This is a genomic window from Cellulosimicrobium sp. BMG9.22 (assembly GCF_059159975.1).
This window is the reverse complement of the sequence record NZ_JBZGBY010000032.1, coordinates 20,986-44,436: the sequence shown is the minus strand read 5'-3', so window position 1 is coordinate 44,436 and position 23,451 is coordinate 20,986. Positions and strand designations below refer to the sequence as shown.

Below are 23,451 nucleotides of genomic sequence, written 5' to 3'. Positions count from 1 at the left end.
GACCACGCACCGTCCGACAAGGAACCACGGCTCTACCTCGCGCGACCACGCCTCTACCTCGCGCGACTGAGGCTCTACCTCGGCGGGGCGGCGGCGTCGATCGCGGCGCGCAGGCCTTCCGGGGTGACGCGGCCGCGGTAGCGGACGCCGTTGACGTACAGGGTCGGGGTGCCCTGGACGCCGACGGCGAGGGCGTCGGCATAGTCGCGCTGGACCGGGCCCGCGTACTGCTGCGCATCGTCGCCGACGACGGACGCGCCGTCGAGGCCGAGCTCCTCGGCGCGGTCGGCGAGGCCGGCCTCCCCGAGCTGGTCCTGGTGCTCGAAGAGCGCGGCCTGCATCTCCCAGAAGCGCCCCTGCGCCGCTGCGGCCTCGACCGCGAGCGCCGCGCTGAGCGCGTGCGGGTGGATCTCGAAGAGGGGGAAGTGGCGGAAGACGAGGCGCACGCGCCCGGCCGACGACTCGACGACCTGTCGCAGCACCGGTGCGGCCGCGGCGCAGTACGGGCACTCGAGGTCGCCGAACTCGACGACGGTCACCGGCGCGGCCGCGTTCCCGAGCACGTGGGCGTCGGCGGGAACGAGCCTGTCGGCGGGGATCGGGGCCTGGTCCTCGGTCTGCTCGGTCACGCGTCTCAGCATGGCACGCGACGACGGGCGTTCACGCGAGGACCAGCGGTCGATCCTCCGTGCTGGTGCCGGGCACGGGCTCGACGAGCCGTTCGAGGTCGGTCCCCGCCGTCTCGCGCCACCACGCGATGTTCTGCGCGTGCCGGGCGTACTCCGACGTGTCGTCGACCACGAGCCGCGCGGCGGTCTCCGCGAGGTAGACGGCGTCGACCGTCTCCGGGGGCGTCGGGACCCCGGCGAGCACGCGGCGGTCGCCGCGGAATCGCGGCCGAGGACGCACGCGCTTGACGAGGTTGAGGGTGCCGAAGAGCAGTCCCGGCCGGAACCGGCACACGAACTCCTCCTCGTGGCGGAGCTGGGCGAACAGGCGGTCCTCGTCGAAGGTCAGACCGCGGGCGATCGCCTCGCCGACCATCCACAGCAGCGCGGTGTCCGACAGCGCGCGCGCCCGGGCGCCGCCGCCGACGTCGCTGTGCCCGCCGGGGAACCAGACCTGCTTGACGCGTGCCGCCATCGACGCGGGGACGTCCCACAGGCACGGCTCGAACGTGATGCGCCGGTCGTCGATCGCGAGCGCCTGGCGCGCGCACTCGACGTCGGTCGAGAGCCGCACGTCGTGGAACTTGCTGCGTCGTCGCGACAGGCCGGGGACCCCGAGCGCGCCGACCGTGTCGAACACGCCGAGGAAAGCGACGGGGACGCGGGCGTGGCAGTGCTCGGCGCGGAACTCCGCGGCCCGCGCGGACCGCTCGTCGGGGTCCCGGAGCCGGTAGATGCGTTCCGCGTCGCACAGCTTGTCGCGCACGAGCGCGTCCTGCGTGACGAGCCCGACGGTCGCGATCATGCCGACGACGCTGCGCGCGGTGTACGCGCCGCGGCTGAACCCGAACACGTAGATCTCGTCGCCGGTCTCGTAGTTGAGCGCGAGGTGCCGGTAGCCCGCCACGACGTTGCGCGTGAGGCCGTACCCGAACGCCCCGCCGAGCAACCGGTCGACGAGGTAGCCCTGCGCCCCGACGCCCTCGACCGAGAACACCATCTGTTGCACGCCGTCCGGTGCGATGCCGGTGCGGACCGAACGCGCGATCTTCTCGATGTTCGACACGCTCGCGTTCACCGGCGAGTTCCACGTGCCGTCGCAGCACAGCACCAGCCGCTTCATGACCCCTCCTGTGACCGCCCCGGCGCCGTCGCCGAGGGACACCATGTGGGGAGTGCTGGGGTGTGCACCGTGATGCACGACGGCGGTCCGTGCGCCGGGATCGTGAGCCTTCGGTGAGCGTGTCCGCCATCACCGGCCGAACGGTCCGAGAGGGCTTGCCCGTGGCGTAGGTTCTGGCGATGTGACCGTGACGAGCACCGCGCCCTCCACCGACCCCTCGGGCTTCCCGACCGGGACGGAGCGACGGCACGCTCGTGGCTCGCGCCGCCACCGCGGCGCGTGGATCGCCGTGATCGTCACGCTCGCGCTGCTCCTGGGGGCGGCCGCCGGTGGGCTGGTCTGGTACCGGGGATCGACGTACGACGAGCTGGCGGTCCAGGCCGCGTCCGCGCAGGAGCTGCTGGCGACCTCCGACGGGAAGGTCGCCGACCCCGCGGTCCGGGACGACCTGGCGATCGAGGTGGACGACGCGCGCGACGTTCTGGACGCGTCGTTCCTCACCCGCATGACCACCGGGACGACCGGGGCGAGCGCGTCCCTGGCGTCGACGTCGGACGCGGTGCACGCCTCGATGCTGGAGCACGCGCGCGAGGAGGTCGCCGCGGCCCGGGCGAGCCTCGCGCCCGTCGAGGAGCAGGGCGAGAGGATCTTCGCCGCCACGGAGGGTCTGGGCGCCGACGAGGCCGTCCGCGCCGGCCTGCGCGAGGCGCTCGACGCGTCGGTCGCGACGGCGGGCTCCGCGGAGTCCGGTGTCGCCGGCGACGACCTCGGCGCGCTGGAGCAGGCGGTGCTCGACCTCGAGGCGAGCCTGTCGACCGTCGCCACCTCGACGGAGGAGCTCATCACCGCGCAGGATGCCGTCTCGTGCCCCGCGCCCGATCAGGTGTGGGATCCCGACAGCGGTCGCGTGCCCGACTCGGCCCTCGCTGCGATCCCGTGGTCACCCGCCGACCGGGTGCGGGCCGACGTGCTCGACGGGCTGGTCGCGCTCGACGCCGCGTACGTCGAGCGGTTCGGGGTGCACCTGACGATCAGCTCGTCGTACCGCACGTTCGACGAGCAGGCGGGCCTCTACGACCCGTCGTCGCCGATCGCCGCACCCCCGGGCTGCTCGAACCATGGCCTCGGGTTCGCGGTCGACCTGGGCGGCGGCGTGCAGGCGTTCGGCACGGCCCAGTACGACTGGCTCAAGGCCAACGCCGAGGCTTTCGGCTGGACGCACCCCGAGTTCGCCGAGCCCGACGGGCGCGTGCCCGAGCCGTGGCACTGGGAGTCCGTGCTGGCTCGCGTGGACGACGGGGTCGGCGTCCAGGCCGGCTGACCCTCCGCTCGTCGTCGGCGGACCTCACGGCACGGGTGACCTGTCGACGTCCACGTGCACGACGCGACCCGGCGTCGGGCCGTCGCGCAGCCACGCGACGAGCCGGTCGACGGCGCCCGCCGCACCTGCCGCGACGACCTCGACCGTGCCGTCGGCCCGGTTGACGGCCTCCCCGTCGAGCCCCAGCACGGCGAGGCGTTCGCGCGTCGCCCAGCGGAATCCGACGCCCTGCACGTGCCCGTGCACGACGGCGCGCACGCGCGTCGTCGGCCCGTCGCCCGCTCGGGTCACAGGTGCACGTGCGCCGGTGCGCCCGTGGACGACTCGATGTCGGACTCCGCGTCGTCGAGCAGCCGGTCCGCGAGCCGGCGTAGCGCGCGCCCGACGGCGATCTCGTCGCCGATGAGCGGGACGTCCGTGTCGTGCGGGTCCCGGCGCGCACGGCCCACGGTCCGCACGTGCTCGGGGGTCTCCGCGACGAGGACGGCCTCGGCCGTCGTGCGCCCCTCCGACTCGACGACGCTGATCTGCACGCGCCACATCTTGGTCGCGTCCGTGCCGGCGCCGGTCTCGGCACCGGGCACGTGCTCGACGTAGCTGTCCGACCCCGGGTACACGAGCGTGCGCTCGCCCGTGTCCGTCCACTCGACGAGGTACGGCGGAGATCCGTCGTCGTGCCGCAGCTCGACCACCACCCCGTCGCGCACCGCGCCACCGACGACCCCCGACGCGGTGACGATCCTGTCTCCGACCGATGCCCTCATGGCCCCTCCCACGACTGGTTGGCCCCGCGGAGCCGCCCCGTCGTGACCCCGCGTCCCGTCCTCCCATCATGCGACCGTGGACCTCCGGACGCGACCCGCGCGACTCCGGCGGTCAGGGTGCGAGCTGGGCGCGCAGGGCGTCGGCGTCGGACGCGGGCAGTCGGCACACGAAGTCGGCGCAGAGGTACGCGCCCGGACCGCGCCCCGCCAGGACGGCCACGCCCTCGTCGGCGAGCGCCGCGACGTCGGCGGGCGCGGCGCCGAGGAGGAGAGCGCCGGGGTGGTACCAGTCCCGCGCGGCGCGCCGGAACGCCTCACGCAGCGCGTCGTCCGCGACGAGCACGAGCTGGTGCGGCGGCTCGGCGAGCCCGACGGCGAGGCGCAGGACGCCGCCCGTCGCGAGCGGGCGCTCGCTCGGCACGGGCGCCGTGGACGACGCCACGACGTGCGCGAGCGCGGCATCGTGGTAGCGCGGCTCGCCCGTCGCGAGGTGGGCGAGCAGCGCGGCGCGTGCGGCCGCCGTCGGACCGGAGGGCACCGCCCCCTCCGACGGGTCGGCGGCCGCCCCGGCGTCGAGCCCGAGCGACACGAGCACGGGGTCCGTGCCCTGGGGCGCGCGCAGCCGCCCGTCGGGCCCGACCGTCGCCTCGACGAGCCGCAGGCCCTCCCGCAGGTAGCGCGGCTCCCCGATGAGACCTCCGAGGGTGAGCAGCGCCGTGGCGAACGCTCCGTGGTCCTCGAGCGTCGCGACGGCCGCCGAGACGACGCCGCCCTCGGACGCCCGCACGAGCGTCCCGTCGGGGCGCACGTGGGTCGCGAGCAGGTGGTCGGCCGCGGCGCGCGCGGCGTCCGTGAGCTCGGGCAGGTCGAGGTGGTGCCCGGCCCGCGCGAGCGCCTCGATCGCGAGCCCGTTCCAGCCCGTGAGCACCTTGGTGTCGAGCGACGGCGCCTCGTGGTCGGCGCGTTCGCCCGGCGGCAGCAGGTAGTACCCGCCCTCGACCCGCTCGCCGTCGACCGTCGACTCCGAGTCCTGCGCGCTCGCGAACGCGCCGCCGGGCAGTCGCAGCACGTCGAGCAGGAAGCGCCCGACGCCGGCCGCCACGCGGGCGGTCGTCTCGCCCGGGTCGTCGGCCGGCCCGGGATCGGTGCCGGGGACGTGATCGGCGAGGCCGGTGCGGCGCAGGACGGCGAGCGTCGTGCAGGCCGACAGGAGCTGCGCGTTGTCGTAGAGCATCCGCTCGTAGTGGGGCTCCGACCAGTCCGGCCGCGTCGCGTAGCGGAAGAAGCCGCCGTCGACGTCGTCGTGCAACGGGCTCGCCGCCATGGCGTCGATCGTGCGGCCGGCGAGCGCGAGCGCACGGCGCGCCACGTCGTCGTCGACCACCGACGACGCCGCGACGTCGAGGAGCAGCTCCAGCGCGGGGACGACCGGAAACTTCGGGGCGCCGCCGAACCCCCCGTGGTGGCGGTCCTCGTGCGCCTCGAGCCGGTCGACGACGGCGCGGGCGTGCGCGCCGAGGTCGACGACGAGACCGGCGGAACCCGCCGTCGCGAGGTCCTCGGCGCCGTCCGGAGAACCGCCGGCCGAGACGCCTGGCCTGCCCGCCGCGTCGCGCAGCGCCGCGCGGATCACCTCTCCGGTCTCCCGCGCCTGGTCGCGCCGCTGCTCCCACGCCTGCCCGACGGCGTCGAGCACGTCCCGGAACGCGGCCCGCCCGGCCACGGGCACGGGCGGCCAGTACGTGCCGGCGTAGAACGGGGCGCCGTCGGGCGTGGTGAACACCGTGAGGGGCCACCCGAGGTCGGGCGTGAACGCGCTCGCCGCGGCGAGCAGGCTCGCGTCGACGTCGGGGTGCTCCTCGCGGTCGACCTTCACCGCGACGAACCCGCGCGCGAGCAGGGCGCCGATCTCCGGGTCGGAGAAGCTCTCGCGCGCCATGACGTGGCACCAGTGACAGGTCGCGTACCCGACCGAGACCATGACCGGCACGTCACGACGGCGTGCCTCGGCGAACGCCTCGGCGCCCCACGGGTACCAGTCGACGGGGTTGCCCGCGTGCTGGCGCAGGTACGGGCTCACGGCGTCGGCGAGGCGGTTGACCATGCCGTCCAGCCTGCCAGGTCGGCGCGGCCGGCGCGGCCGGCGCGGCCGGCGCGGCCGGCGCGGAACGGGGACGTCGGTGTTGTCTGCTACGTCCCGGACGTGCGCGCTTGTAACGTTGCGCCCATGCCCGGCTCCGAGCGGTCCGCCTTCGCGGTGGCGACCCACGACGACACGAACCCGAGCGCGCAGGCGCCCGCGCCGCTGCCTCGACGGCCCGTCCGCCACGTGCCGGCGAGCGGCGACCGCACGGGCCCCTTCACCCTTCACGAGGTGCTCGGTCACGGCGGGTTCGCGCACGTGTACCGCGCCGTAGGCGCGGACGGTGCGGAGGTCGCCGTGAAGGTGCTGACCGGGCTGCAGGAGGGTGCCCGCGACCGCTTCGTCCAGGAGGCGAGGCTGCTGGAGGCCGTGGGCGGGCGGGGCTTCCCCCGGTTCGTGCGCTCCGGCCTGGACGACGACCAGCCCTGGTTCGCCATGGAGCTCGTCCCCGGCACCACGCTGCGCGAGCACGTCCGCGAAGCCGGCCCCCTGGACGGTCCACGAGCGTTGCGGCTGGCGGCGCAGGTCGCGCAGGCCCTGCTCGTGCTGCAGGAGCAGCACGGCGTGCACCGCGACCTGAAGCCCGCCAACGTCATGGTCGACGGCGACCGCGTGGTCCTCATCGACCTCGGCATCGCCAAGCTGTTCGACACGGCGACCTCCACGCAGCCGGTCGGGACGCTCGCGTACATGGCGCCGGAGCTGTTCGCCCGCCGCGTGCACCCGCGCTCGGACGTGTACGCCCTCGGCCTCCTGCTGATCTTCGCGAGCACCGGCGTCGTGCCGGCGGACCTGAACTTCCTCGGCCGGGACCTCGAGGCAGCGGACCTCGTCCAGGAGGTCCCGGACGACCTGGTCGGCGTGCCGGCGGGGATGGAGCGCACCCCGTCCCCGGCCGAGCTGCCCGAGATCGACCCGCACCTGCGGGACCTCATCCTGTCGATGACCCGCTACCAGCCGGACCACCGCCCCGCGCTGGAGAGCGTCGTCGCGGTGCTGAGCGCCCGGCTCGCCGGGGAGGCGGCCGACGAGACGCTGCTCCTCACCCGGCGGATCGTGGCCGACGGCGCCACCGCGGCCGAGCGCGCTCTGGGCCCGGTCGCCGCGCTGTCCGCCGCGACCGGCGTCCCCGTGCCGCCCGAGCCGCCGGCGGAGGCCGTGCCCGCGGGGTCGGGAGCGGTCCCGGACCGTGCCCGGGAACCGTGGCACGCCCTGGTGTACGACGCCACGCTCATGAGCGTGCTCTCCGAGGTGCACGGCGACGGGTTCGACGGCGCCGCCGCCGAGGTCATCGCCGACCACGTGGGGAGCATCGGCGCGCACGTCGCCGACGGCCGCACCCCGGCCGAGCTCAAGGACTGGCTCTGGCAGGCGATGCAGTGGCAGCCCGCCGCTCCTCCGGCAGGGCACGCGGACACCCTGCGCGGGTGGCGGGCGTACCGGCAGCCGACGCACGCGACCGCGCGCGGCGCCGACCCCGTGGTCCGTGCCATCCGGCCGTACCGGGACCGACCGGTCTCCGTCCCGGTGGTCGGCCCTCCGGGCGACCGCGCCCGGCCGGTGCCCGTGCAGCGCGTCTCCACGCTGGGCCGGTCCCCGTCGGCACCCTCTCGGGACGAGCCGGCGCCCGCGACGGTCGCGCGGACCCGGGTGATGACCTCCCCCGACGTCGTCGCGACGCAGGTCGGGCGACCGGTCCCGCCGTCGGTCCCGCCTCGCCGGAGCTCCGTCCAGCATCTCGGGCCCGCACCGCGGCCGTCGCCGGTCCCGGCGGTGGCTGCGCCTGCCACTCCCCCACGGGTCCCCCCGCAACGACCCGGCCCACCTGCGCGACCCGCCTCGTCGACCACGTCCGGCGGCAACCGGTCCCGGGTCGCGGTCGCTCTCCTCGGCACGGTGCCCCTCCTGCTCGCGGTCCTGGCCGTGCTGCGCACGCTGTGGCTCGTGCCGGAGGGCGCCGCCCAGGACAGCCGGCCGTTCCTCAGCCTTCCACCGCAGCTCCTCGAGACCCTGCGCGTCCCGGCCGACCTCGCCCCGCTCGCCGACGGTCCCGTGCTCGCCCTGGCAGCGCTCGTCGTCGCCGTCGTGCTGCGCGTCGCGGGCCTGCGCACGTGGACGTGGCTCTACGCCCTCGTCGCCGCGGCGTCGTTCTGCGCCACGGCGCTGCTGGTCGTGCGCGGTTGACCTCCACCGCTCAGAGCGGCCCGAGCACGTCCTCGCGAGGAGCCCTCAGGTCGAGCGCGGCGAGGACGCCGCCGAGCGCCTTCTCCTCGTACCGGAAGTGCGACTCCATGATCGCGCCCACCCCCTCGAGGTGGCGCACGACGGCGTCCCGCGACGCCTCGGGGTCCGTCGCCCGGTCGAGCGCGTGCTCGAGGTCCGCGACGAGGTACGCGATCATCCCGTGGTCCTGCCGCAGCCGTCGTAGGACGTCACCGAGCTCGGGGTGTCGCGCCTCGAGCTCGGGGAACAGGACGACGTCCTCCGCCGTGTGGTGCCGGCTCAGTGCGGTGCAGAAGCCACGGCAGTAGACGAGCAGTTCGGCGGCCGGGTCGGTGTCGGTCGCTGTGCCGGTCGTCGGGTCGTCGTTGTCGGCGGTGTCGCGGACGAGCTCGAGCGCCCGGCGCAGCCGGCCGTGCACGGCTCGCATCTCGTCGTACCAGGCCAGGAGCCTGGTCTTCTCGCCCTCACTCACCGGTGAGGAACGAGGAAAGGGCCCGATCCATCGGGTGCCCCCTTCCGGGTTCGGCGCCTCCATGCCTGACGTGGTCCGCCACCGGCACGCGACGCTGGCAAGGACCCTACCAGCCGGTCCGTCGGGTCACCCTGCGCCTCGTGTGCCGTTTCGGCGAGAACGACACCACGCGCCGTCGAACACGACGTCGCTGTCGTTCTGAGCGCCAGAACGACAGCAACGTCGTGTTCGGCGGAGCAGGGTTCAGCGCTCAGGCGTGGAGGCGGCGCAGGAACTCGCGGGTGCGGTCGCGCTGGGGGTCGCCGAGCACCTGCTCCGGGGTGCCCCGCTCGTGCACCCGCCCGTCGTGGAGGAAGCACACCTCGTCGGCCACCCGCCGCGCGAAGCCCATCTCGTGGGTGGCGACGAGCATCGTGCGGCCCTCCGCGCGCAGCTCGGCCAGCAGGTCGAGCACCTCGCCCACGAGCTCGGGGTCGAGCGCCGACGTCACCTCGTCGAGCAGCAGCAGCTCGGGTGAGTTGACGAGCGCCCGCGCGATGGCGGCGCGCTGCTGCTCGCCGCCGGAGAGCTGGTCGGGGTACGCCGTGACCTTGTGCGCGAGCCCGACGCGACGCAGCATCTCGACAGCCGCGGCCTCGGCCTCCGCACGCGAGCGGCCGCGCACGAGGCGCGGCGCGAGCGTCACGTTGTCGAGCACGCGCAGGTGCGGGAACAGGTTGTACGCCTGGAACACCATGCCCATGCGCGCGCGGACCGCGTTCGCGTCGAGCCGGGGGTCTGCGACGTCCTCGCCGTCGAGCAGGATCTGCCCGTCGTCGATCTCGTCGAGCAGGTTGACCACGCGCAGGAGCGTCGACTTGCCCGACCCGGACGAGCCGACGAGCACGACGCACCGGTGCGCGTCGACGTCGAGGTCGATGCCGTCGAGCACGACGCGCCGACCGCCCGACGCCGCCGGGTACGTCTTGCGCACGCCCCGGAGGGACAGCAGGTGCTCCGATGCCCCGTCCGGCACGCGGTCCGCCGCCGTCACCGGATGTCCCCCGCTCCGCTCACGGTCGCGAGCGAGCGACCCCAGCCACGACGCGACTGGTACGCGTCGACCGCGCGCGTGAGCGGGAAGGACACGAGGAAGAACAGCACCCCGGCGACGACGTAGGGCGTGAAGTTGTAGCTCCCGGTCGTCGCGATCTGCGCGGCCCGGATCGCGTCGACCGCGCCGAGCACCGAGATGAGGCCGGAGTCCTTCTGGAGCGAGACGAGGTTGTTCGCGAGCGGCGCGGTGACGTTGCGCACCGCCTGGGGCAGGACGACCCGCCTCGTCGTCTGCGCACGCGTGAGCCCGAGCGAGCGCGCGGCCGCGACCTGCGACGGGTGCACGGACTCGATGCCCGCGCGGAACACCTCCGCGAGGTACGCGGTGTACGTGAGGACGATCGCGAGGGCGCCGAGGAACGCGCCCGACGTCGGCAGCCACTCCAGACGCAGCGCGGGCAGGCCGAAGCCGACGAGCAGCAGCACGAGCAGGAGCGGGACCCCGCGGAACAGGTCCACGTAGGCGATCGCGAACGCGCGCAGCGGGAACAGCGCCGGGATGCGGCTCGTGCGGACGATGGCGAGCCCGAGCCCGAGCAGCGTGCCCACGACGCCCGCCACGACCCACACCCGCAGGTTGAGCCACAGTCCCTCGAGGATCGCGGGCAGCGACTCCCACGCGTTGGCCGGGTCGAAGAACGCGGTGCGCGCCCGCTCCCAGCCCGGAGCGTTGACCACGACGAGCACGACCGTGACCACGACGACCACCGTGCTCACGAGCGCGACGAGCAGCGACCGGCGCCGCTGCGCGCGCCGGAACGCGGCGCGATCGAGCGCGAGCGGCGACGGCGACCACACGACCCCCGCCCCGCCCCCGGGTACGATGTCGCTCCCGGGCGAGCGTGCGTCGTCGGGCACCTGGGGCACGGTCACGGCAGGCTCACTCGAGGACGGGGACGTCGTCCGACTTGAGCCACGTCGTGCGCAGGTCGGCGAGCGTGCCGTCGGCCTCGAGGTCGTCGACGGCCTGCGAGACGCACTCGGTCAGCTCCGAATCGAGGTCGAGCACGAGGCCGTACTGCTCGACGACACCCTGGTCGGGCAGCGTGCCGATGACGACGGAGTCCGGGAAGTACTCGGTCGACGCGGCGACGCCCTGGTCGACGTCCATGACCATCGCGTCGATCGTGCCGGACTGCAGCGCCTGCATGCCGTCGCCCGCGGCGTTGTACGGCGAGATGTCGGCGTCCTCGCCCCACGCAGCCTCGGTGAGCGTGAGGCTCGTCTGCGCGGCCGTCACGCCGATGCGGGCGCCGTCGAGCTCGGCGAGGGTCGTCGCGCCCGCGTACGGGCCGTCCTCCATGACGATGACGCCCTGGCGCGTCGTGAGGTACGGGCTGGAGAAGTCGACGGCCTGCTTGCGCTCGTCGGTGATCGAGGTCTGGTACGCCGCGACGTCGAACGGCTTGATGGCAGGGCTGACGATCTGCTCGAACGTCACGACCTCCCACTGCACGTCCTCGGCGGCGTACCCGAGACGGTCGGCGACGGCGTAGATGAGCGCGGACTCGAAGCCCTCACCGGAGTCGTGCTCGCCCACGTACCAGGGTGAGTACGCCTCGCCGGCACCCACGGTGAGCACGCCGTCGGTGAGGGTGGGGAGAGCGCCGGGCTCGCACTGCTCGGTGTCCGACGACGCGGCACCGGTCGGGTCCTGCGCGTCGCCCCCGTCCGTGCCGCCGGACGAACACGCCGCGAGCGTGAGCGCGGTGGCCGCGGTGAGCGCGGCGAGGGTGACGGGACGGGTACGCAGACGGTGCATGGTGACCTTCCGGGTGTCGGGCGCCCGCGGGTGGGGGCACCGGCCACTGACGATAACGCCGCGCCACACCCTGAGACTTCCCGCGTGACCCGGACGACAGGTGGGCCGCGTCACAGCGACGCCCCGGCGCTCGACCGTCAGCTCGCGATCCTCTGTGCGGCGTGGAGGTCGGTGGCGGTGCGGACGAGCTCGGCGAGGTGCGGGGCGCGCGAGGTCTCGGGCCAAGCGATGGCGACCGTGTACCGGCTGGCGTCGGTGACCGGCCGGTAGGCGATGTCGGGACGTGGGTTGCCAGCCCATGGCGTGTACCCGGGTGCGCTCTCGCCACCGGTCGGGATCAGTGAGGGCGAGGAGGCCGCCATCTCTGCGAGAACCCCGGACGACCTCGAGCTGGTGGACCGGCTCGAACCGGGCGAGTGGGCACAGCTCGGCCCGGACAAGCGCGCCGACCGCGTCGAGCGGTGGCGCGGCCCGAGTGCCGGACGGCGTCGTCGGCCTGGCGGGACCGCCTGGTGGCTCCGCCTTCCGCGTCGCGCTGCCCGGCATCCTCGTGACCAGCGCTCGGCTGGTGACGGGACAGGACGAGGTCACCGTGACCCAGCGGGACGGCCGAACGCAGACCGCGCAGGTGCTGGGACGTGCGGACGGCGTCGACATCGCTGCGCTGCGAGTGGACGACGAGGACGGCGCCGTGCTCGGCGTCCTCGTCGGAGCACCTGCGACGAGCGGTGAGGCGGGCGGCGTGGCGATCCCTGCGGACGCCGCACGAAGAGCGGTCCTGGCCATCGTCCGCGGCTCGTGAGAGCCCTCGTGGTACTCCATCGTCGACGCGGAACCCGCTGACAGACCGGTGAGAACACCTCTCAGCTTCGAACGGCGGTTCGAGCCGGTGCGGGGGCCCTCGCCCGACTGCCGCTACCCACCACGGGTGGGCCGCAACCGTGCGGGTTGCACGGGTCACCCGATCGGGGGAGCGGACCCCTCTCCTGGGTGATCCGGTCGGTGCATATCCCGGCCACGATCGAAGCCATGAGCGTTCACACCGACTCCCGTCTCCGGCCTGCCCCGAGGGCCTCTTCCGGCGCACGACGGCTGGCGCACCTCTTGGCCTTGATCACCCTGCCGGCGGGCGTGTGGCGGATCGCCCTGGTGGCCGGGCTGCCCGTCGCGAACACGGCGATCGTGCTCCCGCTCTCCGAACGGATCCAGATCGTCGGGCTCTCGCTCCTCGCCGAGGCGGCGGCGCTGCTGTCCCTCGGCCTGGTCCAGCGGTGGGGCGAGGTGGTACCGGGCTGGCTGCCGCTGATCGGCGGACGTCAGATCCATCGGCTTGTCGCGACCGTCCCCGCGGCACTCGGGGCGATCGCGCTCACCGGGATCTGGCCGTTCGCCGTCGTCAACATGCTGAACGGGACGACCAGTGGCAGCTTCGACCACATCTTCCCCACGCTCATGCAGAAGGTGGTCCTGCTGGTCTGCTATGTGCCGCTGCTCGCGTGGGGCCCGCTGCTTGCGGTGCTGACGGTCGCGTACTTCCGTCGCCGGGCTCCTGTCCTGGCCTGACTCCGACCTGCCTGCCTGGCCACGCCACCTCACCACAGCAGTGGCCCGTCACCTGACCCCAGGAGCCGGGACGGGAAGGACGGGGTCAGTCCGACCGGTGCCGCCGCACCCGCTCCTCGGCGAGCCAGTCGTCGAACGACATCGAGGTGATCCTCGCGTCCGCACCGGGGAGGAGCACGTCGCCCGCCATGGTCGAGTCGAAGATACCGCCGTCCCACGTCGGCACCAGGCGGATGGGTAGCCCGCGCGCGGCGTAGGTGCGGCGGGCCATGTCGACGAGGTCGTGCGGGTCCGGGCCGGCGATGTCGACGTGCTGGCCCTGGGGCGCGCCTGTCGCGACGTTGGCGAGCACGGCGGCAACGTCAGCGGGTGCGACCGGCTGGATGAGGAGCGGGGCGATCTCGGCCACGCCGTCGTGCTCGGACCAGGAGGCGGCCATCGCGGCGAAGTCGTGGAACTGGGTTGCCGGCACGATCGTGTAGGGGACGCCCCCGGCCTCGACCGCCGCCGCCTGTGCGCGCTTGCCCGCGTAGTGCGCGTTGCCGCGGACCTTCCGGACCCCGGCGATCGACAGTGTGACGTGGTGCCCGACGCCGGCCCGGTGTCCCTGCTCCAGGAGGTTCTCCGTCACCGTGGTGAAGAAGCTGACGTTCTCGGATTCCAGGCTCGCGGTGCAGTTCGTGACGTCGATGACGGCGTGCACACCGGCGAGCGCGGCTGCCAGGCCGGCACCCGAGAAGGCGTCGACCCCATGACTGCGGCTGATGGGCACGACGTCGTGGCGGTCGCGCTCCAAGGCGCTCCGGGTGAGGTTTCCGATGTTTCCGGTGGCTCCGACGACTGCGATGCGCACAGCGGCTCCGCTCCTTGTTATGGATATTGAAGGTCGACAATAGCGTGAATATCGGACGGAGGTTGCCGCGTGGGCGGTTCGAGCGGTCGTGCTCGTTAGTCTTGCGGCATGAAGCTGCCGGAGAGCATGGAGTGGGCGCTGCACTGCATGACGCTTCTCGCGCAGGTGCCCGGCACCACGGTGAGCACGGCGCAGCTCGCCCAGCACTTCGATCTGCCGCCCGCGTATCTTGCGAAGCAGCTCGCACGGCTCGTCCGGGCCGGGGTCCTCTCCGGTACGACCGGTCCACGCGGCGGGTTCCGTCTCGGGCGTCCGCCGGCACGGATCACCGTGCTCGACGTGGTGGAGGCGATCGAGGGTGGTGGCAACCCTTACCAGTGCCGCGAGATCCGTCGGCAGGGGCGCGGTGCGCTCCCGGCCGATGAGTGCGGCGAACGGTGCGCGCTCGCCGCGACCATGGACGCCGCACACGCTGCCTGGCAGGACAGTCTTCGGTCTGTGAGCATGGCTGAGCTCGTCGGGTCGCTCCCGGCCCAGATCCCCGAACGCAACCGGCGCCTCCTCGCCCGCGGTGCCGTACCCGACTGAGGCGCACAGCCTGGCGCGCAACGACCGGTGCGTACGGACCCATCGCCGTCGCGTGACCGGAGACCAACCGTGCCTCGGACGCGGGCACTCGCCGCCCTGAATCCTCGGACCCCCGCACCGACTCTTATAGGGGCCGGGACGCGCCCGGCACCGGAGGAGGTCACCTTGACGACGAGCACAGCGGTCCAGGCGAACGCCGCGGGTCAGCGGCACGGGCAGATCGAGGAGCACAGGCATGGCTGAGACCGCCTGGCCGCAGCAGTCGCTGGTCGTCGCCGCGCAGGCCGGGGACCCGGCCGCCCTCGCGGCACTGGTCTCGGGATCGCACCCGCACGTGCAGCGCTTCGCGCGTTCCCTGTGCGCCTCGCCCGAGGACGCGGAGGACTCCGCCCAGGAGGCGCTGATCATCCTCTACCGCAAGATCGGAACGCTGCGGGCGTCCGGTGCGCTCGTGTGGTGGATGTTCCGGATAGTCCGCAACGAATGCCTGCGGCGGACCCGCCAGGCGCTGCGCGGCGACCCGGACCTGATACCGCCCGCGACCACGATCTCGGCGGAGGACGACGTCATGCAGCGGCTCGAGGCCGAACGGGTAGCCGGAGCCATCGCCCAGCTGCCTCCCGACCAGCGCCGGGTCCTCATCATGCGGGACGTCCAGGGCTACCCGGGCAAGGCCGTCGCCGACGCCCTCGGCCTGAGCACACCCGCGATGAAGTCCCGGCTCCACCGGGCGCGGACGACGGTCCGCGAGCTGCTGCTGCACGGCTGACGTCCCCGCAGACGAACGACCTCACGACCACCTCACCACCACCTCACCTGGAGACCTCATGCTCGAAACCGGATCGGTGCTCCCCGACCTGGAGCTCGAAGACACCACCGGGGCCCCCGTCCGCCTCGCGGACTACCGCGGCACGGACAACGTGTTGCTCTACTTCATGCGCTCGGTCACCTGCCCGGTCTGCGCCATGCACGTCAAGGACCTCGCGGCCCGGGCCGACGAGCTCGCTGCTGCCGACGTGCGCGTGCTGGTCGTCATCCCCGAGGGCCGAAGCGAGGCGTCCGCCTGGCACGCACGCCGCGAGCTGCCCGTGCAGGTGGTGACCGGCCGCCACGGCTCACCCCACGAGACAGTGGGGCTGATGCGGAAGGTGTTCGGCACCATGCAGCAGTCGGGCAGCGTCCTGATCGACCGGGACGGTGTCGTCCGCCACGCGCACGCGGCGACCTTGCCGACCGGCAGCTACGACCGGAAGGGGATCACCGAGGCGATCGCTGGCCTGCCCTGGGTCGGCCCCCGAGACTGACCCGGCTGAGGATCCCACGCCGGGCGCATCACGCCGGCGACGATCCCGCCGGACGCTTGGCATGACGTCCAGGTATCGGGCGTACTCCTCCTGGCCGATCCGGGTGCACCAGAGCCCAGACCGTAACCCGGCAAGCTCGCGGGCAAGGCGAAGGGCCCCTGATCAGCGTTTCCGCTGATCAGGGGCCCTTCTTTTGTAGCGGGGGCAGGATTTGAACCTGCGACCTCTGGGTTATGAGCCCAGCGAGCTACCGAGCTGCTCCACCCCGCGTCGGTGATCACTACTCTACGTGAGGATTCGGACCCGGCCAAATCGGGTGGACGAGACGTGGGTCACGTCGGTCCGCCGCAGAGTCACGGCAGGACCTCGACACCGAACGCGAAGGCCCGCTCGGCCCCGGGCTCGAGCCGGACGTCGTCGGCGCAGTCCGGCCGGTTGAAGGCGTCGGTGAGCGTCTCGACCGGTTCGACGGCGAGCGCGGCCCGCTCGCGACGCTCGAGCCCGTCGCCGGTGTAGACGTGCACGAGGCCGCGGTCCTGCCACACTGCCAGCCCCTGCCCGGTCCTCGGGTCGCGCACGAGCGTCCGCGCTCGGCCGTCGGGGTCGGGGCGCAGGTCGCCGAACGCGTGGTCGAGCCGCGTACCTGCCAGCGGGAGCGGCCCGACGCCGTCGATCTCCGCGTAGGCGGCCGCACCGGGGCGCGGGAAGAGATCGCCGCCCGTCACGACGGCCCGGCGCGCCGGGACCGTGAGCTCGAGACCGTCGATGCTCGCGTGGCCTGGCACGCGCAGGTACGGGTGCCAGCCGAGGGAGACGGGGGCCGGACCTGCGCCGAGGTTGCGTGCGCGCAGCACGACGTCGAGCCCGCCGGCACGGAGCGTGTACTCGGCGTCGAGCTCGAGCGCGAACGGGTAGCCGGGGCGCGTCTCGGCCCCGACGGTCGCACGCAGGGTGACCGACACGGGCCGGTCGGTCCCGACCCGGTCGCCCTCGGGCGCGCCGCTCACGCCGTCAGCCCGGCGCTGGACGACCCAGTCGAGCGTGCGCGCGAAGCCGTGCATGGTGAGCGGTTCCCACGGCAGGACGGGCGGCACGTGGTGGCGGACGCCGTCGAACACGTAGGAACCGCCCGACAGGCGGTTGACGAACGGCGCCATGATCGCCGAGCGGGCCGCGTCGTGGTTCACCAGCTCCGCCGGGTCGGCGTACCCGTCGACGAGGCCCTCGATCGTCTCGCTGCCGTCGGGCCCACGCCAGGGCGCGCGCCACGCGAGGACGGCCGCCCCGCGCAGCGCCACGACGAGCTCGGCACCGGAAGGGTGCCGAAGGCGCACGGCGGGCACGTCGCCGGCGGCGCCGAACACGTCGTCGAGCACGTCGTGCCGAGCGTTGCTGAAAGCGTTGCTGCAAACAGTTGCAGAGGTCACGAGGAGCGATCCTCGCGTGCCCGCAGGGAAAAGACAACTTGCCCACGACGAACGACGGGCGGGACCACCGTCCGGTGGTCCCGCCCGTCGTCGTCCCCGAGGCCGACTCAGCCCTGGGCGCCGGCGTCGAGCGCCTCCTCCGCGGCGAGCGCGGACTCGAGCGCCTCCTGCAGGCGCGTCTGCGACTCGCCGTAGGCCGCGAAGTCGCCCTCGGCGAGCGCCGCCTGGCCGTCCTCGATCGCCTGCTGCGCGGCGCGCAGCGAGGTGTCGAGCTGCGTACGGGCGTCGCCGTCCACCGTGCCCCCGTCCGCGGGCGGCGCCGGCTCCTCGGCGCCGGGCTCCTCGGTGCCCGGCTCCTCGGTGCCCGGCTCGGTCGTCCCGGGATCCGTCGTGCCGCCGTCGGCCGGCTGGTCGGGCACCTCGGTGTCGACCCCGCCTTCCGCGTCGCCGGCGGACGCGCCCGACTCGCCGTCGAACACCTGGTTGAGCGCCTCGTCCAGGGTGTCGGCGAAGCCGATCTCGTCGCCGAACGAGACGAGCACCTTGCGCAGGAGCGGGAACCGGGTGCCCTCGGTGGACTGCACGTAGACCGGCTGGACGTAGAGCAGACCGCCGCCGACGGGGAGCGTCAGGAGGTTGCCGTTGATCACCGTCGAGTCGCCGCGCCGCAGCGCGAGCAGGCCGTCGGCGGCGGTCGGGTCGGTGTTGAAGTTGTTCTGCACCTGCCCCGGACCGGGCACGGTCGCGTTGCGCGGCAGCTCGAGGAGCCGCAGCGTGCCGTAGTCCTCGGACCGCACTCCCGCCTCGCTCCCCGGCTCGGCGTCCACCGCGAGGAACCCGGTGAGGATGTTGCGGTCGGAGCCGCCACCCGGGATGTACGTCGACATGAGCGAGAACGTCGGGGCGTCCTGGCTCGGCATCTGCAGCGTGAGGTAGTACGGCGGCTGCGCAGGCTTGGTCGTCCCGCCGACGGTCGGGTCCTCGGGGATGCGCCAGAAGTCCTGCTGCGTGTAGAACTCGTTCGCGTCCTCGACGTGGTAGGCCGAGAGCAGCGTGCGCTGGACCTTGAACAGGTCCTCGGGGTAGCGCAGGTGGCTCATGAGGTCGCCCGAGATCTCCGAGATCGGCTGGATCGTGCTGGGGAAGACCTGGGTCCACGCCTGGAGGATCGGGTCCTCGGCGTCCCACGCGTAGAGATCGACCGACCCGTCGTACGCGTCCACCGTCGCCTTGACCGAGTTACGGATGTAGTTCACCTGCTGCGGCGCGAGCGCCTCGACCGAGTTGGCCGCCACCAGGGAGTCGCGGGTCGAGTCCTCGAGCGACTCCGACGTCGAGTACGGGTAGGCGTTCGACGTCGTGTAGCCGTCGACGATCCACTTGACCCGCCCGTCGACGACGGCCGGGTACACGCGCCCGTCGAGCGTGAGGTACGGGGCGACCTTCGCGACGCGGTCACGCGGGCTGCGGTCGTACATGATCTGCGAGTCCTCGGTCACGCGGTCGGAGAACAGGATCTCCTCGGACCCGAACTTCAGGGCGTAGAGCACCTTGTTCAGGAACGACCCGACGCTCGGCCCGGCCTCGATGTCCTGGGTCGGGAAGGTGTTGCTGACCTGCCCGGCCTCGTCGTCGACCGGGTAGTCGAGCTCCCACGGGTCCGTGCCCTCAGGCGACCCGACGATCGAGTACTGCGGGGCCGAGGGCGAGAAGTAGATGCGAGGCTCGTAGCCGCCGGCGTCCGTGAACGCGCCCGTCGACGGGATGGAGCCCTCGTAGAAGGCCGGCCGGCCGTCGGGGCCGATCTGGTTGCCGTACGCCGCGACCACGCCGAAGCCGTGCGTGTAGACCGTGTGGTCGTTGACCCAGTTGCGGGCGTCCGCGCCCAGGCCCTCCTGGTTGAGCTCACGCACGGCGATGACGGTGTCGCGGCTCTCGCCGTCGATCGCGTAGCGGTCGACCGACAGCGACTGCGAGAACTGGTAGTACTGCTTGTTCTGCTGCAGCTGGCTGAACGACGGACTGACGACCTCCGGGTCGAGCAGGCGGATCGACGCCGTCGTGTCCGCGTCCTCGCGCAGCGCGCCCGCCTCCGCCTCGGTCTTGGCGTTGTACGCCTCCGTCTGGACGTCGGCGATGCCGTAGGCCGACTTCGTCGCGTCGATGTTGCGCTGGATGTACGGCTCCTCGAACTCCTGCGCGTTCGGCGAGACCTGGAAGCGCTGGACGACCGACGGGTAGATCCCGCCGATCGCGATCGCCGAGACCACCATGAGACCGACGCCGATCGCCGGCAGGCGCCAGTTGCCGCGCACCGCGGCGACGACGAAGAGCGCCGCGACGAACACCGCGACGGCGGTGAGGATCGCCTTGGACGGGATGACGGCGTGCACGTCGGAGTACGACGCACCGTCGAACCGGGAGCCGGCCGAGGTGAGGATCGAGTACCGGTCGAGCCAGTAGTTCGCGCCGATGAGCAGCATGAGCAGCGCGGCGACGACAGCGAGCTGGACGCGCGCCGCCGTCGTCGTGCGCGGCCCGGCGTCGGCGCCCCCGCCGATGCGCAGACCGCCGTACAGGTAGTGCGTCGCCACGGCCGCGATGCCGGAGATGATGACGACCGCCATGAGGAAGCTCACGACGAACCGCAGCGCCGGCAGGGTGAAGACGTAGAACGACAGGTCGATCCCCCACTGCTGGTCGCTCGTGCCGAACGGCACCGAGTTCATCGCCAGCAGGACCGTCTGCCACTGCGAGGCGGCCGCGGCGCCGGCGAAGAACCCGACGAGCGCCGGCGCGACGATCATCACGACCTTGCGCAGGGGCTCGACCGCCTCGCGGTACTGGTCGAGGGTCGCCTGCTCCGGCGTCGACGGCGCGTAGATCGGCCGCGACCGGTAGGCGAGCGAGAACGACAGGAACACGAGCCCGCCCATGACGAGGAAGCCCCCGACGAACAGCGCGATGCGCGTGCCCCACTGCGTCCACAGCACCGACTCGAAGTCGAGCTGTGTGAACCACAGCACCTCGGTCCAGAACTGGGCGAGCAGGAGCAGGAGGACCACGAGGGCACCGACGACGGCGATCGCGATCCCGATCGGGCTCCGGCGCCGGGAGGGCCGCGCCCCGGAGGACGGCCGGCGGGGCGCTGCGGCGAATGACACGGTGGGTATACCTCTTCAGATCGTGGCTCGGGCGTGCACCGGGGTCAACGCCCGGCCCTCCCCCAAGGTTCCCACGAGGTGGCGTGCCGTGGGGAGCGATGCGCGACGATAGGTCCATGCCTCACGACGAGCCCGCCCCGGACGCCCCTCAGCCCTCCCCCGTCGCACCCGGCGGCCCGACGCCGCAGCACGCGCTCGCTCTCGCGGTGCACGAGGTCGAGGCGCACGTCGCGGACGACGGCTGGGACGCCGTGCCGCGCCTGTTCGCGCTCGTCGCCACCGCGGGCGCGCTCGCCGCGGACCCGACGCTCGCGGACCGCCTCCCGTCCGACGTCGTCGCCGCGGCGGCCGCCGACCCGCACCACCTGCTCTCGGTCGAGCAGGAGGGCTTCGCCACGGACGGCGACCTCGAGGAGGCGCTCGCGCGCGTCGCGTGGCCCCCGACCGTCGACGGCGCCGCGCTCGTCGTCGAGCGGATCGTCCTGCCCCCCGCCGCGGAGGAGGGCGTCCCCACGGACCCCGACGCCGCGCTGGAGCACCTCGCGTCCCACCCCGACCGCCAGGACGTGCGGCTCGCCGTCGGCGTGCTGCGCGACGGGCCGAGCTGGTGCGCGGTCCGGTCGCGCGCGCACGACGCCGCCACGGACGTCGCCGGCGGGCCCGACCTCGTGCCCGGGCTCGTCACCGCGCTGCGCGCGACGCTCGAGGACTGAGCCCCGGTCAGGGGCGCGCTTCGCACGTCGGGAGGGAGTCGCCCTCTCCGGCGCCGATCGCCTCCATCGCCGCCCGCGCGTCGGCGAGCGTCGCGACGGCCGCGACCCGGAGCCCGTCGGGGACGTTGCCCGCGACCTCGCCGCAGTTGGCCTGCGGCGCGAGGAACCACGTCGCGCCGTCACGCAGCGCGCCGTACAGCTTCTGCTGGATCCCGCCGATCCCGCCGACGTCGCCCTCGACGCTCATCGTGCCCGTGCCCGCGATGACGACGCCGTCCGCCTCGTCCTCCGGCGTGAGCTGGTCGATGATCCCGAGCGCGAACATAGTCCCGGCGCTCGGGCCGCCGATGTCCTCGATCTGGATCGTCACGTCGACCGGGAAGTCGAACGCCGGGTCGATGAACACGCCGAGCAGCGCCGTGTCGCCGCCGTCCGTCGTCGTGACCGTGAGTTCCGTCTCGACGCCGTCGCGCAGCACGCCGAGCGACACGTCGTCCCCCGGCGGGACCTCGGCGAGGCCGTCGATGAGGTCCTGGTACGTCGGCACCGGCGCCCCGTCGAGCGCGACGATGACGTCCCCGGGCTCGACGACGCCGTCGGACCCGCTCCCGGGCACCGCGTCCTCGACCGTGAGCGTGGCCGGCACCTCGTAGCCGAGCTCCGTGAGCGCCGCGACCGTGGCGTTCTCCTGCGAGCTGATCATCTCTGCCTGGCCCTGCTCCTCGGTCTCCTCCTGGGTGCGGTCCGGCGGGAAGACCTCCTCGACGGGGCGCACCGAGCGCGACGCGTCGAACCACCCCTGGACCACCTGGGCGAGGTTCACCGGGTACCCCGGTCCGCCCGCCACCGAGACCGTCGTGAGGCGCAGCTCGCCCGTGGAGTCGAAGGTCTCGGCGCCCGCGATCGAGATGAGGGGCGTGCCGCCCTGCTCGCCGAGCGTGTCCTCCGTCGGGCCGGGAGACCGCACGGCGTACGGGGCGGGGAGGACCGCGAGACCCGCGACGAGCAGCGTCGTCGCGAGGAGGGAGATCCCGAAGGTGAGGGAGCGTCGCGTCACGGGCGGCGGGGTGTAGTCGTCCTCGGTGAGAAGGGTGTCGAAGGAGGGGCTGTCGCTCACCGGGACATCATCCCCGAGGTTGCTGGGATTTCCCCGCCCGGGCCTGACGCCACACCGCAGCCGTCCCGAGGACGGCGACGGCGGCCCCCGCAGCCCCGAGCGCCGCCGCGTCACGGCCCCCGAGTCGGCGGCCCGCCACGCCGACCCGCCCGCGCACCTCCGCGAGCAGCACCTCGAGCGCGGCCGCGCCCGACCAGGCGGGCGACCAGCCGGCGTCGTGCAGGCGGCGCGCCGAGACGGACCACGGGTGCACGACGAACGCGAGGTCGCCCGCGGGCGAGGGCAGCACGCCGACGCGGTGCAGGCGCTCGGCCGCGCCGAACGCCGACGCGGGCGGCAGCTGCACGGTGCGCATCCCCGCCGCGGCGGCGACCGTCTCGCTGTCGAGCTCGTCGGGCCGGCCGTCGCGCAGGGGGCCCGCGGTGAGCCCGCCGACGAGGTGCCGGTCGAGCGCGACCCGCACCGCCCCGACCACGTCCTCGACGTGCACGAGCTGCCACGTGCGCTCCCCGCCACGCACCGTGAGCAGTCGCGGCGCCTCGAAGTGCCGGGTGAGGACCGTGTCCACGTCGGGGCCTACGACGACGGCCGGGCGCACGAGCGCGAGCGGCACCTCGCCGAGGGCCTCGCGCAGCGCGTCCTCGAAGGCGACGAGGTCGCCCGCGAAGCCGGGGCCGTCGGGCGGGGCGACCGGGGCCTCGTCGTCGATCACGCCCTGGCCGGGCGTCGCCCCGTGGACGGCGGCCGACGTCACCGCGACCACGTGCTCGATCCCGGCGGCGAGAGCGGCCTCCCCCGCGCGACGGCCGAGGAGCGCGAGACGGGCGCGCTGCTCGTCGTCGGTCCGCGCGCGCGGCGCGCCGAACTCCCCGGCGGGCGCGACCACGACCAGCCTCCGGGCGCCCTCGGGCCACGTGAGGGCGTCCACCGGGGAGGCGTCCGCAGCCCCCAGCCCCGCACGCACGGCGTCCGCGACCTGCCCGACCCCGACGACCACGGGCGGAGGCTCGGTCTCCGGCGCGACGTCGGCCGTGGAGCGGTCGGTCAGGGGGACGTCCCCCGGGTCGCGCGGGTGCGCTCCCTCCGCGCCGGCCGCGGCGCTGCGCCGTGAGCGAACCCGGCCCTCGGACATGGCTCAGCCCCCGTTCTCG

At 73.8% G+C, this 23,451-nt stretch carries 22 protein-coding genes and 1 tRNA gene; 8 read left to right on the top strand and 15 right to left on the bottom strand.

Annotated elements, in window-relative coordinates; all coding sequences use genetic code 11:
* Positions 1-74: 74 nt before the first annotated feature.
* Positions 75-629 carry a DsbA family protein gene (locus AC4H2H_RS17180; RefSeq protein WP_494372039.1) on the bottom strand — a complete coding sequence of 185 codons (555 nt, stop codon included), beginning with the start codon at positions 627-629 and terminating at the stop codon, positions 75-77.
* Positions 630-660: 31 nt separating this feature from the next.
* A complete protein-coding gene (locus AC4H2H_RS17175) occupies positions 661-1,791 on the bottom strand; it encodes a T6SS phospholipase effector Tle1-like catalytic domain-containing protein (RefSeq protein WP_494372038.1) in 1,131 nt (376 codons plus the stop codon).
* A 181-nt stretch (positions 1,792-1,972) separates the two neighbouring features.
* On the opposite strand from AC4H2H_RS17175, the gene AC4H2H_RS17170 reads away from it, so the two are divergent.
* Entirely contained in the window at positions 1,973-3,112 is a 1,140-nt protein-coding gene (locus AC4H2H_RS17170) for a M15 family metallopeptidase (protein WP_494372037.1), read from the top strand.
* Positions 3,113-3,136: 24 nt separating this feature from the next.
* Here the strand turns inward: AC4H2H_RS17170 and AC4H2H_RS17165 are convergent, their stop codons facing one another.
* The 3 genes from AC4H2H_RS17165 to AC4H2H_RS17155 form a co-directional block, all read right to left on the bottom strand.
* Complete coding sequence (locus tag AC4H2H_RS17165) at positions 3,137-3,403, bottom strand: acylphosphatase (protein WP_494372036.1); 267 nt, start codon at positions 3,401-3,403, stop codon at positions 3,137-3,139.
* Complete coding sequence (locus tag AC4H2H_RS17160; protein ID WP_494372035.1) at positions 3,400-3,876, bottom strand: dsRBD fold-containing protein; 477 nt, start codon at positions 3,874-3,876, stop codon at positions 3,400-3,402. The genes AC4H2H_RS17165 and AC4H2H_RS17160 overlap by 4 nt, the downstream gene beginning before the upstream one ends.
* Before the next feature lie 112 nt (positions 3,877-3,988).
* Complete coding sequence (locus AC4H2H_RS17155; RefSeq protein WP_494372034.1) at positions 3,989-5,980, bottom strand: thioredoxin domain-containing protein; 1,992 nt, start codon at positions 5,978-5,980, stop codon at positions 3,989-3,991.
* A gap of 123 nt (positions 5,981-6,103) precedes the next feature.
* On the opposite strand from AC4H2H_RS17155, the gene AC4H2H_RS17150 reads away from it, so the two are divergent.
* Entirely contained in the window at positions 6,104-8,203 is a 2,100-nt protein-coding gene (locus AC4H2H_RS17150) for a serine/threonine-protein kinase (RefSeq protein WP_494372033.1), read from the top strand.
* Positions 8,204-8,213: 10 nt separating this feature from the next.
* On the opposite strand, the gene AC4H2H_RS17145 is transcribed toward AC4H2H_RS17150, so the two are convergent.
* The 4 genes from AC4H2H_RS17145 to AC4H2H_RS17130 all read right to left on the bottom strand — a co-directional run bounded on the left by AC4H2H_RS17145 (position 8,214) and on the right by AC4H2H_RS17130 (position 11,571).
* The gene (locus tag AC4H2H_RS17145; RefSeq protein ID WP_494372032.1) at positions 8,214-8,714 is read right to left on the bottom strand and encodes a hemerythrin domain-containing protein; all 501 of its coding nucleotides are present in this window, start codon (positions 8,712-8,714) and stop codon (positions 8,214-8,216) included.
* Positions 8,715-8,964: 250 nt separating this feature from the next.
* The gene (locus AC4H2H_RS17140; protein WP_494372031.1) at positions 8,965-9,747 is read right to left on the bottom strand and encodes an amino acid ABC transporter ATP-binding protein; all 783 of its coding nucleotides are present in this window, start codon (positions 9,745-9,747) and stop codon (positions 8,965-8,967) included.
* The gene (locus AC4H2H_RS17135; RefSeq protein WP_494372030.1) at positions 9,744-10,682 is read right to left on the bottom strand and encodes an amino acid ABC transporter permease; all 939 of its coding nucleotides are present in this window, start codon (positions 10,680-10,682) and stop codon (positions 9,744-9,746) included. Before AC4H2H_RS17135 ends, AC4H2H_RS17140 begins: the two co-directional genes overlap by 4 nt.
* A gap of 7 nt (positions 10,683-10,689) precedes the next feature.
* Positions 10,690-11,571: an ABC transporter substrate-binding protein gene (locus tag AC4H2H_RS17130; protein ID WP_494372029.1), complete on the bottom strand. Its 882-nt coding sequence runs from the start codon at positions 11,569-11,571 to the stop codon at positions 10,690-10,692.
* Positions 11,572-12,163: 592 nt separating this feature from the next.
* Between AC4H2H_RS17130 and AC4H2H_RS17125 the strand changes: the two genes are divergently transcribed.
* The gene (locus tag AC4H2H_RS17125) at positions 12,164-12,373 is read left to right on the top strand and encodes a hypothetical protein (RefSeq protein WP_494372028.1); all 210 of its coding nucleotides are present in this window, start codon (positions 12,164-12,166) and stop codon (positions 12,371-12,373) included.
* A gap of 308 nt (positions 12,374-12,681) precedes the next feature.
* Positions 12,682-13,134: a hypothetical protein gene (locus AC4H2H_RS17120; RefSeq protein WP_494372027.1), complete on the top strand. Its 453-nt coding sequence runs from the start codon at positions 12,682-12,684 to the stop codon at positions 13,132-13,134.
* An 85-nt stretch (positions 13,135-13,219) separates the two neighbouring features.
* Here the strand turns inward: AC4H2H_RS17120 and AC4H2H_RS17115 are convergent, their stop codons facing one another.
* The gene (locus AC4H2H_RS17115; protein ID WP_494372026.1) at positions 13,220-13,987 is read right to left on the bottom strand and encodes an SDR family oxidoreductase; all 768 of its coding nucleotides are present in this window, start codon (positions 13,985-13,987) and stop codon (positions 13,220-13,222) included.
* 108 nt (positions 13,988-14,095) lie between these two features.
* On the opposite strand from AC4H2H_RS17115, the gene AC4H2H_RS17110 reads away from it, so the two are divergent.
* The 3 genes from AC4H2H_RS17110 to AC4H2H_RS17100 all read left to right on the top strand — a co-directional run bounded on the left by AC4H2H_RS17110 (position 14,096) and on the right by AC4H2H_RS17100 (position 15,879).
* The gene (locus AC4H2H_RS17110) at positions 14,096-14,575 is read left to right on the top strand and encodes an RrF2 family transcriptional regulator (RefSeq protein WP_494372025.1); all 480 of its coding nucleotides are present in this window, start codon (positions 14,096-14,098) and stop codon (positions 14,573-14,575) included.
* A 235-nt stretch (positions 14,576-14,810) separates the two neighbouring features.
* Positions 14,811-15,344, top strand: coding sequence for an RNA polymerase sigma factor (locus AC4H2H_RS17105; protein ID WP_494372024.1), 534 nt, complete (start codon positions 14,811-14,813; stop codon positions 15,342-15,344).
* Positions 15,345-15,420: 76 nt separating this feature from the next.
* Complete coding sequence (locus AC4H2H_RS17100) at positions 15,421-15,879, top strand: peroxiredoxin family protein (RefSeq protein ID WP_494372023.1); 459 nt, start codon at positions 15,421-15,423, stop codon at positions 15,877-15,879.
* 196 nt (positions 15,880-16,075) lie between these two features.
* On the opposite strand, the gene AC4H2H_RS17095 is transcribed toward AC4H2H_RS17100, so the two are convergent.
* The 3 genes from AC4H2H_RS17095 to AC4H2H_RS17085 all read right to left on the bottom strand — a co-directional run bounded on the left by AC4H2H_RS17095 (position 16,076) and on the right by AC4H2H_RS17085 (position 20,470).
* A tRNA-Met gene (locus AC4H2H_RS17095) sits at positions 16,076-16,149 on the bottom strand.
* Positions 16,150-16,232: 83 nt separating this feature from the next.
* Positions 16,233-17,306, bottom strand: a complete 1,074-nt coding sequence (locus AC4H2H_RS17090) for an aldose 1-epimerase (protein ID WP_494372022.1) — start codon at positions 17,304-17,306, stop codon at positions 16,233-16,235.
* Positions 17,307-17,413: 107 nt separating this feature from the next.
* On the bottom strand, positions 17,414-20,470 hold the full coding sequence (locus tag AC4H2H_RS17085; protein WP_494372021.1) for a UPF0182 family membrane protein: 3,057 nt from the start codon (positions 20,468-20,470) through the stop codon (positions 17,414-17,416).
* A gap of 116 nt (positions 20,471-20,586) precedes the next feature.
* On the opposite strand from AC4H2H_RS17085, the gene AC4H2H_RS17080 reads away from it, so the two are divergent.
* A complete protein-coding gene (locus tag AC4H2H_RS17080) occupies positions 20,587-21,183 on the top strand; it encodes a PPA1309 family protein (RefSeq protein WP_494372020.1) in 597 nt (198 codons plus the stop codon).
* 7 nt (positions 21,184-21,190) lie between these two features.
* On the opposite strand, the gene AC4H2H_RS17075 is transcribed toward AC4H2H_RS17080, so the two are convergent.
* Together AC4H2H_RS17075 and AC4H2H_RS17070 are read right to left on the bottom strand one after the other, a co-directional pair.
* Positions 21,191-22,300, bottom strand: coding sequence for a YlbL family protein (locus AC4H2H_RS17075; RefSeq protein WP_494372019.1), 1,110 nt, complete (start codon positions 22,298-22,300; stop codon positions 21,191-21,193).
* Between the two features lie 7 nt (positions 22,301-22,307).
* On the bottom strand, positions 22,308-23,432 hold the full coding sequence (locus AC4H2H_RS17070; protein ID WP_494372018.1) for an NAD-dependent epimerase/dehydratase family protein: 1,125 nt from the start codon (positions 23,430-23,432) through the stop codon (positions 22,308-22,310).
* Positions 23,433-23,451: the final 19 nt, after the last annotated feature.